General features: G+C 66.5%; 17 protein-coding genes. All 17 read left to right on the top strand.

What is annotated here, in order from left to right; genetic code table 11:
• Window positions 1-71 precede the first annotated feature (71 nt).
• Window positions 72-1,295, top strand: a complete 1,224-nt coding sequence (locus JSE7799_RS14525; RefSeq protein WP_222101777.1) for a phospholipase D family protein — start codon at window positions 72-74, stop codon at window positions 1,293-1,295.
• Window positions 1,296-1,485: 190 nt separating this feature from the next.
• Window positions 1,486-2,079, top strand: coding sequence for a sigma factor (locus JSE7799_RS14520; protein ID WP_055664245.1), 594 nt, complete (start codon window positions 1,486-1,488; stop codon window positions 2,077-2,079).
• 22 nt (window positions 2,080-2,101) lie between these two features.
• The gene (locus JSE7799_RS14515) at window positions 2,102-2,491 is read left to right on the top strand and encodes a hypothetical protein (protein ID WP_186201965.1); all 390 of its coding nucleotides are present in this window, start codon (window positions 2,102-2,104) and stop codon (window positions 2,489-2,491) included.
• A gap of 44 nt (window positions 2,492-2,535) precedes the next feature.
• A complete protein-coding gene (locus JSE7799_RS14510) occupies window positions 2,536-3,024 on the top strand; it encodes a hypothetical protein (protein ID WP_055664244.1) in 489 nt (162 codons plus the stop codon).
• Window positions 3,021-3,875 carry an ATP-binding protein gene (locus tag JSE7799_RS14505; protein ID WP_055664243.1) on the top strand — a complete coding sequence of 285 codons (855 nt, stop codon included), beginning with the start codon at window positions 3,021-3,023 and terminating at the stop codon, window positions 3,873-3,875. Before JSE7799_RS14510 ends, JSE7799_RS14505 begins: the two co-directional genes overlap by 4 nt.
• A gap of 4 nt (window positions 3,876-3,879) precedes the next feature.
• Window positions 3,880-4,605, top strand: a complete 726-nt coding sequence (locus tag JSE7799_RS14500; protein ID WP_055664242.1) for a hypothetical protein — start codon at window positions 3,880-3,882, stop codon at window positions 4,603-4,605.
• Complete coding sequence (locus tag JSE7799_RS14495) at window positions 4,602-4,835, top strand: hypothetical protein (protein WP_055664241.1); 234 nt, start codon at window positions 4,602-4,604, stop codon at window positions 4,833-4,835. The genes JSE7799_RS14500 and JSE7799_RS14495 overlap by 4 nt, the downstream gene beginning before the upstream one ends.
• A gap of 83 nt (window positions 4,836-4,918) precedes the next feature.
• Complete coding sequence (locus tag JSE7799_RS14490) at window positions 4,919-5,260, top strand: DUF6511 domain-containing protein (protein WP_055664240.1); 342 nt, start codon at window positions 4,919-4,921, stop codon at window positions 5,258-5,260.
• 10 nt (window positions 5,261-5,270) lie between these two features.
• On the top strand, window positions 5,271-6,044 hold the full coding sequence (locus JSE7799_RS14485; protein WP_055664239.1) for a hypothetical protein: 774 nt from the start codon (window positions 5,271-5,273) through the stop codon (window positions 6,042-6,044).
• On the top strand, window positions 6,041-7,324 hold the full coding sequence (locus JSE7799_RS14480; protein ID WP_055664238.1) for an ATP-dependent DNA helicase: 1,284 nt from the start codon (window positions 6,041-6,043) through the stop codon (window positions 7,322-7,324). The genes JSE7799_RS14485 and JSE7799_RS14480 overlap by 4 nt, the downstream gene beginning before the upstream one ends.
• Complete coding sequence (locus JSE7799_RS14475; RefSeq protein ID WP_222101776.1) at window positions 7,317-9,674, top strand: DUF7146 domain-containing protein; 2,358 nt, start codon at window positions 7,317-7,319, stop codon at window positions 9,672-9,674. Before JSE7799_RS14480 ends, JSE7799_RS14475 begins: the two co-directional genes overlap by 8 nt.
• A 656-nt stretch (window positions 9,675-10,330) precedes the next feature.
• Window positions 10,331-10,819 carry a hypothetical protein gene (locus JSE7799_RS14470; RefSeq protein ID WP_144431737.1) on the top strand — a complete coding sequence of 163 codons (489 nt, stop codon included), beginning with the start codon at window positions 10,331-10,333 and terminating at the stop codon, window positions 10,817-10,819.
• Entirely contained in the window at window positions 10,816-11,019 is a 204-nt protein-coding gene (locus JSE7799_RS14465) for a hypothetical protein (protein ID WP_083480611.1), read from the top strand. The genes JSE7799_RS14470 and JSE7799_RS14465 overlap by 4 nt, the downstream gene beginning before the upstream one ends.
• Entirely contained in the window at window positions 11,012-11,440 is a 429-nt protein-coding gene (locus tag JSE7799_RS14460) for a DUF6362 family protein (RefSeq protein WP_055664236.1), read from the top strand. Before JSE7799_RS14465 ends, JSE7799_RS14460 begins: the two co-directional genes overlap by 8 nt.
• Before the next feature lie 108 nt (window positions 11,441-11,548).
• Window positions 11,549-12,334 carry an alpha/beta fold hydrolase gene (locus JSE7799_RS14455; protein WP_055664235.1) on the top strand — a complete coding sequence of 262 codons (786 nt, stop codon included), beginning with the start codon at window positions 11,549-11,551 and terminating at the stop codon, window positions 12,332-12,334.
• A 333-nt stretch (window positions 12,335-12,667) separates the two neighbouring features.
• The gene (locus JSE7799_RS14450) at window positions 12,668-13,762 is read left to right on the top strand and encodes an IS4 family transposase (protein WP_055664234.1); all 1,095 of its coding nucleotides are present in this window, start codon (window positions 12,668-12,670) and stop codon (window positions 13,760-13,762) included.
• 37 nt (window positions 13,763-13,799) lie between these two features.
• Window positions 13,800-13,999, top strand: a 200-nt coding sequence (locus tag JSE7799_RS20040; RefSeq protein WP_186201964.1) for a transposase, incomplete at its 3' end; no start/stop codon positions are given.

Here is a 13,999-nt window from a genome sequence, read left to right as displayed (position 1 = left end):
ACCACGAGTTGTGGGCTGATCCGCGCCTGCTATGCTTTGGCCATCTGATGTCCTGCAAGTGGCGTGAGGGATTGATTGAATTGGAAATCGAATTTCTGACGGGGAACGACGTAGAGAATGCCATCGAGGGCCTCGTGGCGGAGTATGACGAGTTTCATTGGGCGGTCGCCTGGGGCACATCCACCTCCCTGGCCCGAAAACTCCTATCGCATTCGGCAAAAATCAGAGCCGTAACATTCGGGCTCGCGTTCGCTCAGACCGATCCAGACCTTGTCGACTCTCTCATCGGGGTCGACGGATGCTACGTCGTCACGAAATTTCCTGGTGGGACGTTCCACCCAAAGGTCTACGCGTTCCGTTCTGGGAAACGGGCTGCTGCAATCATCGGGAGCGCTAACTTCACTCGCGGCGGGCTTGGCAAGAACCACGAGGCCTGTGTCCTGGTTACGGGTTCCATCAGCGACGAGATGCTAGCTGATACCCTTTCCTTCGCCGCGCGAAGCGCCTCACTCGGTGACCGCGTAACAGAAGATTTGGCGGCGCGATACCGTTTGGGATGCAAGCTAGCCGCAAGGAGGCCGGGTCCACCTCGCGATCCGCTGGCAGGGGTGCCGCCTGCAAGCGTGAAGAGCCTATCGTCCCCCTTGGTCGGTATGGGTTGGGATCAGTATGTCCGCGCCGTGCGAGGGTCGGCTCACCACGACGTTGATGAAAGTCTGAACCTGCTCCGAACTGTGCAGGGTTGGCTATCTGCCGTGCCTTCTTTCCACGACCTCACAACGCCGCAAAGGAAAGCAATTGCAGGTGCAATAGGGGTTGAAGAAAAGGCGAGTCACAAATCTCTTGATCGAGATTGGGGTTGGTTCGGCTCCATGCGTGGCGCGGGAGACTTCAAAAATCGCATCGCAGAGAACGACCGATCCCTAGCTCGCGCCGTTGATAGCATTCCACAAAAGGGAGAGGTCACGAAGGAGCATTTCGACCGATTTGCGCGCCTTTTTGTGAAGGCGTTTACCAATTCGAGCAGAGTTGGGGGCGTCGCGACGGCGTCACGTCTGCTTGCCATGAAACGTCCCGACGTATTCCTCTGCATTTCCAATCCCAATATTGTGGCCGCGGCGAATGGGATGGGCTTCGCCAAGTCGACTCTCAGCCTCGAAAATTACTGGGACCGGGTCGTGGAAGTGATCCGCGCATCGGAGTGGTACAACATCGACAAGCCCGAAAGTGGCGATGGACAGCTTTGGGAGTGTCGGGCGGCAATGCTCGACGCCATCTATTACCGCCCGGGGTAGGTGGAAAATAAAAATGCGCCCGGCGATAAGCAGTCCGGACACGAAGGCCAAGTGAAGCGCCACACTTGTCGCCTTGGGCAAAGGGCCAGACCCACCATGCCCCCACCTTATTCCCACCCCGTTCCCACCTGCGCGCCGACCGCATCCGGCACCTTGGACTCATCAGAAACGATGACCGAGGCGCACAGCGATGCAGATCGAACTCTCCCACGACGACATTGAAACCATCATCCGCGAGGCCGATGCGGCGGCGCAACGCCTCCGGCGCAAGCTGAGCCTGCCGCTCTGCGAGCGCGAGGATCTGGGCCAGGAACTCCTGGTCGATCTGCTGCGCCGCTTGCCCGCCTACGTTCCTTCGCGCGGCAGCATCGGCGCCTTCGCCAACATCGTCCTGCGCAACCAGTCCTCGCGGATCGCGATGCGCCATCACCGCCAGCGCCGTGCGCAGGGTGGATCGCTGCTCTCGCTCGAGGTGCCGCTGGCCGGTACCCGCGAGCCGGTCGGCGACACGCTGACTGAGGACGACGGTCTCGCCTCTTGGCACGGCCAACCCTGCTGCGCCGCCGCCGTCACCGAACTGCACCACGCCTTGCAGGCGGCGCTCGCGCGGCTCCCGGCCGAGGATCGCCGCTTCTGCGCGGCGCTGGCGCATCGCCCGGTCACCGCGCTCGCAACCGAGGGTTTCGGCAGCCGGTCCGCGCTCTACCGCCGCCTCGCCGATCTCCGTCACGTCCTCACCGCTCACGGTCTCGGTCCCGCCTGGGACGATCTCGCGGCGGCCTGAGTAGAGGCGAAAGGAGGAGATCATGTTCATGGGCACCACCCCCTTCATCACGGTCCGCGCCCGCCGACCGCTCACCGAGATCGAGTTCTGCGCCTGGGTGGCGCAGGCCGTGCCGGGCGACCGGCTCGAATACCATCGCGGCTTTCTGACGCTCGATCGGTGTCAGGGATTGTCCCGCTTCACGACCGAAGAACGCACAAGGCTGACCTGGCTCGGCGCCCGCGCGTTCTGGGCCGCCGAACGGGGCCTCGTGCACCTGGTGCAAGAGCGCTTGGGTCCCGACCAGTTCGCCTACATCGCCGTCGCCCGCCCCAAGCCGAAGGCCGCAGCCGTGTCGCTGTCCGCGCTCCTGCTCGCCGAGCAGGGGCAGCCCGACCACGCCACCGGTTCGAGTGGTCGGGCTGCCGCGTGACCACCGCCTTCCAATCCCTCTTTGCCGATCATGGAGACCCTTACATGCCGTTCCCCGCGAACACCCCCACCGTCGACGACCTGCCGGGCCTCGGCCTGCAGGACATCGCCCAGCTGCCCGTCGAACTGCTGGCCATCCTGCAGCGCGACGTCGATGAGCGCATCAAGCGGGACAAGGCCGCGAAGGCCCGCCTGGATGGCGCTCTGACGGTCCGCTACGCCACCCGCGCCGCCGAGGAGCGGCAGGCGGCGGGCAAGGACACCGGGACGATCCGGTTCGACGATGGTGATTTCACCGTGGTCGCCGATCTGCCGAAACGGGTCGATTGGGATCAGGATCGCCTCGCCGCCATGGTCGAGCGCATCCGCACCGCCGGGGACGATCCCGCCCAGTACGTCGACATCGCGTTCAAGGTGCCCGAGCGCAAATACGCCGCCTGGCCCGATGCAATCCGCGCCGGTTTCGAGCCCGCGCGCACCGTACGGCCCGGCACGCTGAAGATCGAGATCGTCCCGCAGGGGGGCGATCAATGAGCCTGCGCATCATCTCCGCTGACGACCGGCTGCGCGAGGCGCAGGGCAAGACCACCATGGCGCTGTTCGGGCCGAGCGGCGCGGGCAAGACCACGCTGCTGAAGACGCTGCCACCCGCCGAGACGCTCTGCATCGATCTGGAGGCGGGCCTCAAGTCCGTCCAGGACTGGCCGGGAGACAGCATCCCGATCCGCCGCTTTTCCGACGCGGTCGACATTGCCTGCCTGATCGGCGGCGCGAACCCGGCCGCCCAACCCGAGGAGCATTTCTCGGAGGCCCACCACGCGCATCTGCGTGCGCAGCATCCCGAGTTGGCCGAGAAGATCGATACCAAGCGCATCATCTTTGTCGACAGCATCACCGACCTGACGCGTCAGGCCATGGCATGGGCCAAGACCCGGCCCGAGGCGCTGTCGGAACGCACCGGCAAACCCGACACGCGCGGCGCCTACGGCCTGCTGGCGCGCGAGGTCATCGGTCTCCTCAAGCATCTTCAGCATGCGCCCGGCCGCACCGTCGTCTTCGTCGGCATCCTCGAGAAGGTCGTCGACGACATGAACCGGGTGACCTGGCAGCCGCAGATGGACGGCGGAAAGGTCGCCCGCGAGCTCCCCGGCATCGTCGATCAGGTGCTGACCATGAGCCTCTTCTCGCAGGATCCCGGCGCGGGCCCCGATGCGCCCCCGACCTGGCGTCACGATCCCGACAAGGGCAACGCGCGCCGCCTCGTTTGCCAATCCGGCAATCCGTTCGGCCTGCCGGCCAAGGACCGCTCTGGCCGTCTCGACATGACCGAGCCGCCCGATCTCGGCGCGCTCCTCACCAAGATCAACCAACCCCGGAAAGGATGACGACATGACCTTCGACATGAACGACGTGGAGCCGCAGCAGTCGGGCGACCTGATCCCGGACGGCACCTTCGCCAGGCTCGTGATGACGCTGCGCAAGGGCGGCACCGACGGATCGAGCGACGCGGATCGCGGGCTGCTCAAGGCCTCGAACCAGCCCGGCAGCGATGTGCTGATGCTCGACGCCGAGTTCACCGTCGCCGAGGGCCCGCATGCCCGGCGCAAGTTCTGGCAGAACTTTACCGTGCAAGGCGGCAAGCTCGACGAGCTGGGCCAGTCGATCGGCTGGAAGATCTCGAAATCGACCTTCCGCGCCATGATCGACAGCGCGCTCGGGCTGAACCCCGAGGACATGAGCGAGGCGGCGAAGGTCAAGCGGGTGCTGCGTGGGCTCGCCGATCTCGACGGGATCAGTTTCGTCGCCAAGATCCAGATCGAGCCGAGCCGCAACCCCGCCTACAAGGACGCCAACAAGCTCGACCATGTCGTGCTGCCCACCGCGCCCGAATGGCAGAAGGTGATGGCGGGCGAGCCCGTGCCCGCCCAGCCCTCGAACAAGCCCCGGCCCGCCGCAGCACCCGCGCAGCCCGCGACCCCGGCTTGGGGCCAGCCGCAGTCGGCCTCCGCGCCCGCGGCGCCTGCCTGGGGTGCGCCGACGGCTCCCGCCCAGCCCGCCACCCAGACACCGCCCGCCGCCAAACCCGGCAACGGCCCGACCTGGCTGAACCCGTGAGCCCGGACGAATGGCAGGCGCATGTCACCACGGAGGCGGCACTGGCGATGGGACGCTGGCTCGAGGCGCGCGGGCGTCTCGACCGCCCCATCGCCAGCCTGACCCGGCGCGATCTGGAATGCATGGCTTCGAACGCCATCAGCCGGTCCATCGTGCTGTCCTCCGAGCGCCGGACCGCCGCCCCGGACAAGGAGGAGCGCGACGCGCTGGACCTGCTGCTCATGGGGTGAGCGGCGTCTCGGAAAGGCTCCGGGGGAGCGTTTCAGCCGCGAACGGGCGGAGCCCTCCTTCGCACGCCAATCTCGCCCGGCGCGTGCCCTGCGCCCAGTGCGGTCGCGAGGCCAGGGGCTTCGGCTACTGCCACGGCCTGCGCTGGGACCGTCACCCTCATTACCGCTTCTGCTCGATGGCTTGCCTGATGGCGGGCTCGGCCAACGCCAAAAGGAACCACGGCATGATCGACAAGACCGACATGGAGACGCGCGCCATCGTGGAGGCCCGCCGGATGCTCGCCGAGGCGCTGACGGAGATGGGCCTGATGGAGCCCTTCTTCGACCGCCCGGCCGCGGACATCGACCGCGTGATCGAGGCCTGCGTCGACGGCTTTCAAGCCTCGATGCAGCGCCAGTCCGACAACGGCGACGTGCCGTTCTGAGGGGGTGCGGATGCTGGTCGATTTCAATCACGGATCCGGCTGTGTCTATGGCCGCGACGCCTCTGAACCGGAACCCCTCGGCGCGCGGATCAACGGCCGCATCGATGCCGCGCTGGAGGCCGAACGCGAGGGCCAACGCCCGCGCGGCTATCTGGGCGCCAGCCGCATCGGCGAACCCTGCGCGCGGCGGCTGGTCTACGAGGTCACCCACACGCCGCCCGATCCCGGCAAGGATTTCGAGGGGCGCGTTCTTCGCATCTTCGCGGCCGGGCATGTCTTCGAGGATCTGGCGATCCGCTGGCTCCGGCAGGCCGGATTCGATCTGCGCACGCAGACGCAGGCTGGCGGCCAGTTCGGTTTCGAGACGGCGGGCGGACGCATACGCGGCCATGTGGACGGCGTGATCATCGGCGGCCCGGAGATCGGTCTCGCCTGGCCCGTGCTCTGGGAACACAAGGCGCTGAAAGCCTCGTCCTGGTCGGACACGGCGAAGAAAGGCGTGCAGCTCTCGAAGCCCGTCTATTTCGGCCAGATGCAGATCTACATGGCCTATATGGGCCTCGGGTCCGCGCTCTTTACCGCGCTGAACAAGGACACCTGCGAGCTCTACCACGAGCATGTGTCGTTCGATCCGGCCGCCGCGCAGGCGCTGTCGGACAAGGCGGTCGACGTGCTGCGCGCCGCGGACGCGGGCGATCTGCTGCCCCGCATCGCGACCAGCCCCGACTTCTTCCTCTGCCGGTTCTGCCCCTTCGCCGTCCGCTGCTGGGAGGACCGGGCATGACTATCACCCTTTCTGATACCCAAGGCCGCGCCATCGCCGCCATCCGCGACTGGTACGAGACGCGGCGGCACGACCAGCAGATCTTCCGACTGTTCGGCTATGCCGGGACCGGCAAGACCACGATCACCGCCATGGCGATCGAGGCGCTGGGGCTTGAACCGATGACCCCGGGCGGGCTTGGCGGCGTGCTCTTCGCCGCCTTCACCGGCAAGGCGGCGCTCGTCATGACGCGCAAGGGCACGCCCGCGCAGACCATCCACAGCCTGATCTACCGCGTCTCCGAGGCGACGCCCGAAGAGATCGCGCGCGCGACCGAGGATCTGCTGGCGCTGCGGCGCGACCTGCCGCGCATGGGCCCGGCCGAGCGGGGCTTCGCGATGACGCGCATCGCCCAGCTCGAGCTGCGCCTCAAGGACATCCACCAGCCGAAGTTCCTGATCAACGAGCAGTCGATCCTGCGCGACGCGGACCTCCTGGTGCTCGACGAGGTGTCGATGGTGGGCAAGGATATGGCCCACGATCTCTTGGCCTTCGGCAAGCCGATCCTCGTGCTGGGCGATCCCGGCCAGCTGCCGCCCGTGAAGGACACGGGCTTTTTCACCGAGACCGTGCCGGACGTGATGCTGACCGAGGTGCACCGCCAGGCGGCCGACAGCGCTATCCTGCGGCTTGCGACGCTGGCCCGCCAGGAACTGCCGATCCCGCCCGGCGCGCGTGACGACCATGTCTGGAAGATGTCGCGCCACGAGGTCGGTCCCGCGCAGATGCTGCAGGGTGGCCAGGTGATCTGCGGCACCAACGCGACGCGGCGCTGGCTGAACACCGCCATGAAACGCGCGGCCGGGTTCGGCGCCGATTATCCGACAGGCGGCGGCGAGAAGATCATCTGTCTAAAGAACCGCCACGATCTCGGGCTGATCAACGGCATGTTCCTGGCCCTCACCGAGGTGCGGCAGGATCCGGACGACGCCTTCGCCTTCAGCGCCATGGTCGAGACCGAGGACGGGGTGAGCCTTGGCGGGCGACAGAGTTTCTGGCGCGGCGAATATGCCGATCATGTCGCCTACGATCCCGAACGCGGGCGGCGAGAATGGCAGATCCGGCGCGGGCTGATCGAGTCCAGCTGGGGCTACGCCATCACCTGCCACAAGTCGCAGGGCTCGCAATGGGAGAACGTCGTCGTGTTCGACGACGGCTTCGGGCGCAGCGCCGCCGACCGCAACCGCTGGCTCTACACCGCGATCACGCGGGCCGAGAAAGGTCTGGTGATCCTTGCTTGACCTCAACGATGCCAAACCGCTCGGCGGCGAGCCTCTGCGCTACGATCTCGACCTGGTGGTGGCGCGCCTTCGCGAGACCGCGGAAGTCTGGGTGCCACGCCTGTTTCCGCGCGGGCGCAGGTCGGGCGACGAGTGGCGGCTCGCCAACATCCGGGGCGACGCGCCGCGGAACACTGGCTCCTGCGTCATCACCCTTCGAGGCGCGCATGCTGGTGACTGGATCGACTTCGACGGCAATCAGGGCGGCGGCCCGATCAGCGCCATCGAGGAAGCGACCGGGCTCGACGGCCGGGCCCTGATCGTCGAGGCGGCCGAGATCGCGGGCATCGCGCCCGGCGCACCGGAACGCCGCGCGCCGCCGACGCCGCCCCCATTGAAGCGCGATCCCGCGCTCGAGATCGCGCACATCCTGACGGGTGCGGAGACGATCACGGGCTCTCCGGTCGCGCGGTATCTGACCGGACGCGGCCTGATGGTGCCCGAGGCCGCCGATCTGCTGTTTCACCCTGACCTGACCCATTGGGAGACGAAGACCGGCTATCCGGCCATGCTTGGCCAGGTCCGCGACCGCGATGGCGCGGTCATCGGGCTGCATCGCAGCTACCTCGCCATCGAGGACGAGTCAGTCAGCAAGGCGCCCCTCGACAAGGCGAAGAAGATGCTCGGCCGGGTGGCGGGTGGCGCCGTGCGTCTGGCCGCGCTCGGCGACGGCGATCGGCTGGCGCTCTCGGAAGGCATCGAAACCGGTCTCGCGGTGATGACCGCATGCCCCGATCTGCCGGTCTGGGCGACGTTGTCGACATCGGGCCTCGAACAGGTCGATCTGCCGCCTGGCGTCCGGCGCGTGCTGATCCTGGCCGACAACGACACCTCCGGGGCCGGTCTGCGGGCCGCCGAGGCCGCCGCCCGGCGCCTGCGCGCGCAGGGGCGCGACGTGGCCGTCGTCCTGCCGCCCGAGGAGGGTGAGGATTTCAACGACCTGCTGCTGCGCAAAGGGCCCGAGGCCATCGCCGCCCTGATCGTCGATGCGGAGGCCATCACCGAGGCAGAACCCACACTGCTGATCGGGCAGCACCGGCCGGTCAACTATCAGGGCAGCGGCGAGGCCATCCCCACCTTGCGCGCCGACGAGGGCGATCTCGCCCGCTCGGTCGAGCGGGTCTGGAGTCTGCTGATGGCCTCGAACCGGACGCCATGGGTGTTCCGTTTCGCCGGGCAGCCGACATGGGTGGTGCCCGATGACGAGGGCCGTCCGGTCGCCACCGCGATCACCGAGGAACGGCTGCGTCACATGCTGGCGCGGCTTGCGCACTGGAAGAAGCTGAATGGCAAGGGCGAGCTGATCGCGGCCCCGCCGCCAATAGCCGTGGTCAAATCCGTGCTGGCCACGCCCGATCCGGCGCTGCCCGTGCTGGTAGGCATCGTCAACACGCCGGTATTCGGTCGCGGCGGCACGCTGCTGACCACGCCGGGCTATCATCCCGACGCGCGGCTTCTCTATGCCCCGACGCCCGGGTTCGTGGTGCCGACCATTCCGGCCAAGCCGTCAGCCGCCGAGGTTGCCGCCGCCCGCAATCTGCTGTGCGAGGATCTGCTCGGCGACTTCCCCTTCGTCGGTCCCGCCGAGATGGCGCATGTGATCGCGCTGCTGCTGCTCGGCTTCCTGCGCGGCATGATCGACGGGCCGACGCCGCTGCACCTGATCGAGAAGCCCAGCCCCGGCTCCGGCGCCACGCTGATGGTCGATGCCGTGGCCACCATCCTCACCGGCTCGGGCGCGAGCGTCATGACCGAAGGGCGGGACGACGACGAATGGCGCAAGCGCGTCACCGCCAAGCTGCGCCAGATCCCCGCCATCGTGCTGATCGACAACCTGCGCGCCAAGCTCGACAGCTCCGCCGTCGCGGCCGCCCTGACCGCGCCGTTCTGGGAGGACCGGATCCTCGGCGCATCGGAAATGACGCGGCTGCCGATCCGCTGTCTCTGGATCGCCACCGGCAACAACCCCGAGTTCTCCAACGAGATGGCGCGCCGCCTCCTGCGCATCCGGCTCGATCCCCACGAGGAGCGTCTTTGGCAGCGCACCGGCTTCCGCCATCCCGATCTGATGACATGGGTGCGTGCCAACCGCCCCCGGCTGGTCGCCGCCTGCCTCACGCTCTGCCAGGCGTGGATCGCCGCCGGAAAGCCGCGCGGCGCGCGCACCATCGGCTCCTTCGAGAATTGGGCGCATGTCGTCGGCGGCGTGCTCGAGGTCGCGGGCATTCCCGGCTTTCTCGGCAATCTCGAGGAGATGATGGAGGCCTCTGACAGCGAGGGCGCGGGCTGGAGCGCCTTCATCGCCGCCTAGTGGGATCGTTTCGGGACTGCCGAGGTGGGCGCGGCCGACCTCTTCGACGTGGCCCTGTTCTACGATCCGGCGCCCCCCATCACCTGTCACACGGACCGCGCGCAGAAGACCAGCTTCGGGATCGCCATCAAGAAGATGCGGGACCGCGTGTTCCAGGTGGGCGATCTGACGCTCAGGCTGGTCCAGGCTGGCACGTTTCGGCGGGCGGTCAAATGGCAGCTGAAGGTCTCGGAGCAGCCATCGCGTCCGCAATCTGACGCGCGAGGGTCTGATGCGTGTGAACCTCGGGGCGCGGGTGTGAACCTCCAAAACCGAGGTTCACACGATCAAGCCATTGATCGGGCTTGCAAATGTGAACCTTGTGAACCTTGTGAACCTCTACCAACCCTTACGCACGCGCGCGCGCACGCACATGCGAAGGATGATGCCGGAAAAGGTTCACAAGGTTCGCGAGGTTCACAAAGCCCCGTGAATTCAGAACCTTGTCGGTGTGAACCTCCGTGTGAACCTCCCGCGAAAGGTTCCCGAGGTTCACCCGTCCCCGATTGGCTGCGGGAGCTCGATCCATGAGCCCCGCATGTCCTGCCCGTCACCCTATCGAACATCAAACCGGAAAGGAGCCAATCATGGCCCACGCATCTCTCACCCCAACAGCCATGAGCGCCCCCTGCCCCGGCTTGCCTGTCCTTCTCGCCCTCGATCTCGGCACCACGACCGGCTGGGCCTTGCAGGCCGCGGACGGATTGATCACCAGCGGCACCGTGTCATTCCGGCCCAGCCGCTACGACGGCGGCGGCATGCGCTACCTGCGGTTCCGGGGCTGGCTCGAGCAGCTGGCCCACGACGCCGGAGCCATCACTGCCATCCATTTCGAGGAGGTGCGCAGGCATGTCGGGACCGACGCGGCGCATGTGTATGGCGGGCTGATGGCCACGCTGACGTTGTGGGCGGAGAACGCGGGCGTCGCCTATCAGGGCGTGCCGGTCGGCACCATCAAGCGCCACGCCACCGGCAAGGGCAACGCGAACAAGGACGCCATGATGGCGGCCGCCCGCGCGCGCGGCTTCTCGCCCGCCGACGACAACGAGGCCGACGCCATCGCGATCCTGCTCTGGGCGCTGGAGACCCGGGGAGGTGTGCAATGAGCGGCATGCGATTCACGCCCAAGGGCTACGGCGGTCACCGCCGCAACCCCGACGAGGTCAAGCGCGACGGCTGGAAGGAACAGGGGCTGCTGGCGGTGGCTGTCGACGATGATCGCCTGACTTGGCCGGAGCGCGAGCTGATCCGTCAACTCGGCGAGCGGCTCTACGGCAAGCGGGAACGGGAGGCGCGTCATGGGTGATTGGACCACAGCGCAGGTGCAGGACCGGCTGGAGCTTGCGGCCGGCGTGATGCGGCAGATGCCGGGCGTGATGCCGCAGGGCTTCTTCAACGCATGGCCCGAGTATTTCCACAGCTTCGCCGACAAGGTCGCCCAGGAGCCGCAGATGCGTCGCCCGAGGCCCAGCCCGCGACAGATCACGCAGGCCGAGGAGGCGATGCTCTGGCTGCGCTGGCTGGAAAAGGACGATGCGCGGCTTGTCTGGCTGCGGGCCAATGGGACGCCGTGGAAGCCGATATGCTGGGAACTGAGGATCAGTCGTGCGACGGCAGACCGGCGTTACCAGTACGGGCTTGCAGTGATCGTCTGGCGGCTGAATGGCAAAATTCCACCTACAACGCGCTCTATGAGCTACGTGATCGGCAGGGCGCGGGCTGGGTGACCGGGCCGGCGTGAGGATCAAGTTGTTGATCTCCGCGTTGTCATCAAACTTACGGTGCGCCCAAGGCGACAGCTTGTCGCACCCCGCATGGGACCGAGAAAGGCTTGGATGCTGAATTTCATACGTGAGGGCGCGGGCCCTCCACTTCTCCTCGTGCACGGCCTCGGAGGCTCGTGGCGTTCATGGACGACCATCCTTGCTGCGCTCTCCGAGACGCGCGAGGTCGTGGCGCTGGACCTGCCGGGCCATGGCGCAACACCGGGGGATACCAGCAGCAGCACCTTCACGGGGCTCGCCGACAGCGTCGAGGCCTTCATCGGCGAACAGGGGCTTGACGGCATTGACATCGTCGGCAGCTCGCTCGGCGCACGGATCGTGCTCGAGATGGCGCGCCGCGGGAAAGTCGGCGCCACGATCGCTCTCGATCCCGGCGGCTTCTGGCGGGGCTGGGAACGGACATACTTCCGCTCTACGCTTTTGGCGTCGATCCGGCTCGTGCGCGGTCTCGGGCCTACACTGCCGACCCTCTCCCGATCCGCTGTGACCCGTAGCATGCTCCTGGCGCAGCTGTCGGCACGTCCCTGGAAGCTGGACGGTGACGTCGTGACGACCGAACTGAAGAGCTTTGCCGCGACCAAGACTTTCGACGAACTCGTGCGCGACCTCGCCACCGCTCCGGAACAGGAGGGACCGGCGGCGGGGACATCCCGCCCCGTCGTCATCGGATGGGGTCGCCAGGATCGTCTGTGTCTGCCGCGCCAGGCCGCCCGGGCGAAGGAGGCGTTTCCATCCGCCAGGCTGCATTGGTTCGAGAACTGCGGGCATTTTCCGATGTGGGATCAGCCGAAAGAGACCGCTCGGCTCATCCTTGACGAAACGGGCGCAACTTCGTGAGTGAACGGCGCTCCCACCGCTGAGATTGCCCGACCCGCCGTCAAGCGAAATCGCCTTCGTGAGACACTTTTCGATGAGACATCGGAGAGCGAGACGCGAGGCGCGTCCTAGTCTATCACTCATGGCATACTCGGGAGAGGAGCGCGCAGGCAGAGGCCGCGCCGCTGGCTTCCGGGGTCCAGCGAAGGTTCCAGCCGGGGTCCATTGGGCTAAACCACTGATTTCCGGTTCCTTCCTGGCGATATTCGTATGCTGGCCACACTACACGACACAGTGCTGGCTGAGGGCGGCTGGATGGATTCAACTGGACGACTCCGACCAAGGAAACGTCCGATGCTTCACCACGCCATCTCCGCCCTCACGAATATTCTGCGTCCAGATCTCGACTTGAGCAAGAGCCGTCTGGAGACGCTTTGCATGATCGTCATCGGCATGGTCAGCGCGCGCAGCGTGAACCTCGGCCATCTTGCCTGCGAACGACCGGGATCGGCCCTGACCTCGTCAACATACCGTCGGTTGCAACGCTTCTTCCAGCACGTCCATCTCGACGAGGACTGGTCGCTCCCGCTTCTGGTCCGGCTGTTGGGCCTGAACAAATCGTGGCTGCTCGCGCTCGACCGCACCAACTGGCAGATCGGCAAGACCGAGGTGAACTTTCTCGTGCTCGCAGTCGTCACCCGTCGTTTCCGCGTCCCCCTGGTCTGGAGCCTGATCGAAGGCCGCGGGTGTTCCGACACCGACATGCGCATCGCCCTGATGGAGCGATATCTCGCGAATTTTCCCGCGACGACCATCCGTCTGCTGCTTGCCGATCGTGAGTTTGTCGGCGCAGGCTGGATGGAATTTCTTAGTAAAAACAATATCCCCTTTGCTATCCGCGTAAGGGAAAATCTTCGCATTACGACCGAGGACGGTCACGACCTTACCTTGCGCGCAAGGCTGCGCCTGGCCCGCCGTGGCCGGGCTTTTCGCGCCCGCCTCGGCACACGCGAGGACGCAGCCGCCAGCAATACGCCGCTCCTGAACGTCGCGGCCAAGCCGCTCAAGGGAGAGTGGTTGATCGTGGTTACCAACGTCGCGCCGCGCACCGCGCTCGAAACCTACCGCAAACGTTGGGCGATCGAATGTCTGTTCGGCGATGCCAAGACGCGTGGCCTCAACCTCGAGGACACACGTCTCACCGATCCACGCAAACTCGCTCTGCTCATGTCCCTTGTCGCGCTTGCCCTTGCCTGGGCCGGTCGCGCCGCCGCAGACCTTCTCGGCAAGCGCGCGCCGCCGCGCAAAAGCCACGGCCACTACGCCAGATCCTGGTTTCGAACCGGCTTCGACCACATCCGAAGCCGCCTCAGATCCGATCCCCTCGACGCCATCGCGTCGTGGCAGAGGATCAACCCAGAAGCACGAAAGCCCTGCGGAGTCGTGTAGTGTGAAAGATTCAGATTTCAGCAGGACGACCTCCGCCATGACCCAGTCTACGTGCTCCACGCCCCGCCTGTCACCCGTTAACGGTAAGCCGGTCCTACTCGGGTTTGACGGCGCCGACATGAGCTCCGACGCCGGCCTGACCCTGCTGCGCGAGATCGAGCGCAGGGCGGGTCTGGCGCAGCGGCTCGCAGATTGCCTGCGCGATCCGCGTGACCCGGCGAAAGTTCAGCATAGCCT

Source organism: Jannaschia seosinensis, from assembly GCF_001408515.1.
Taxonomy (GTDB): domain Bacteria; phylum Pseudomonadota; class Alphaproteobacteria; order Rhodobacterales; family Rhodobacteraceae; genus Jannaschia; species Jannaschia seosinensis.
The sequence above is the reverse complement of the archived record's forward strand: the minus strand, read 5'-3'. Positions and strand labels throughout refer to the sequence as shown.

Coding starts and splice junctions, on each gene's coding strand:
- JSE7799_RS14520 (WP_055664245.1), top strand. CDS start 1,486: ATGCAGATCGAACTCTCCCACGACGACATTGAAACCATCATCCGCGAG.
- JSE7799_RS14515 (WP_186201965.1), top strand. CDS start 2,102: ATGTTCATGGGCACCACCCCCTTCATCACGGTCCGCGCCCGCCGACCG.
- JSE7799_RS14510 (WP_055664244.1), top strand. CDS start 2,536: ATGCCGTTCCCCGCGAACACCCCCACCGTCGACGACCTGCCGGGCCTC.
- JSE7799_RS14505 (WP_055664243.1), top strand. CDS start 3,021: ATGAGCCTGCGCATCATCTCCGCTGACGACCGGCTGCGCGAGGCGCAG.
- JSE7799_RS14500 (WP_055664242.1), top strand. CDS start 3,880: ATGACCTTCGACATGAACGACGTGGAGCCGCAGCAGTCGGGCGACCTG.
- JSE7799_RS14485 (WP_055664239.1), top strand. CDS start 5,271: ATGCTGGTCGATTTCAATCACGGATCCGGCTGTGTCTATGGCCGCGAC.
- JSE7799_RS14480 (WP_055664238.1), top strand. CDS start 6,041: ATGACTATCACCCTTTCTGATACCCAAGGCCGCGCCATCGCCGCCATC.
- JSE7799_RS14470 (WP_144431737.1), top strand. CDS start 10,331: ATGAGCGCCCCCTGCCCCGGCTTGCCTGTCCTTCTCGCCCTCGATCTC.
- JSE7799_RS14465 (WP_083480611.1), top strand. CDS start 10,816: ATGAGCGGCATGCGATTCACGCCCAAGGGCTACGGCGGTCACCGCCGC.
- JSE7799_RS14460 (WP_055664236.1), top strand. CDS start 11,012: ATGGGTGATTGGACCACAGCGCAGGTGCAGGACCGGCTGGAGCTTGCG.
- JSE7799_RS14455 (WP_055664235.1), top strand. CDS start 11,549: ATGCTGAATTTCATACGTGAGGGCGCGGGCCCTCCACTTCTCCTCGTG.
- JSE7799_RS14450 (WP_055664234.1), top strand. CDS start 12,668: ATGCTTCACCACGCCATCTCCGCCCTCACGAATATTCTGCGTCCAGAT.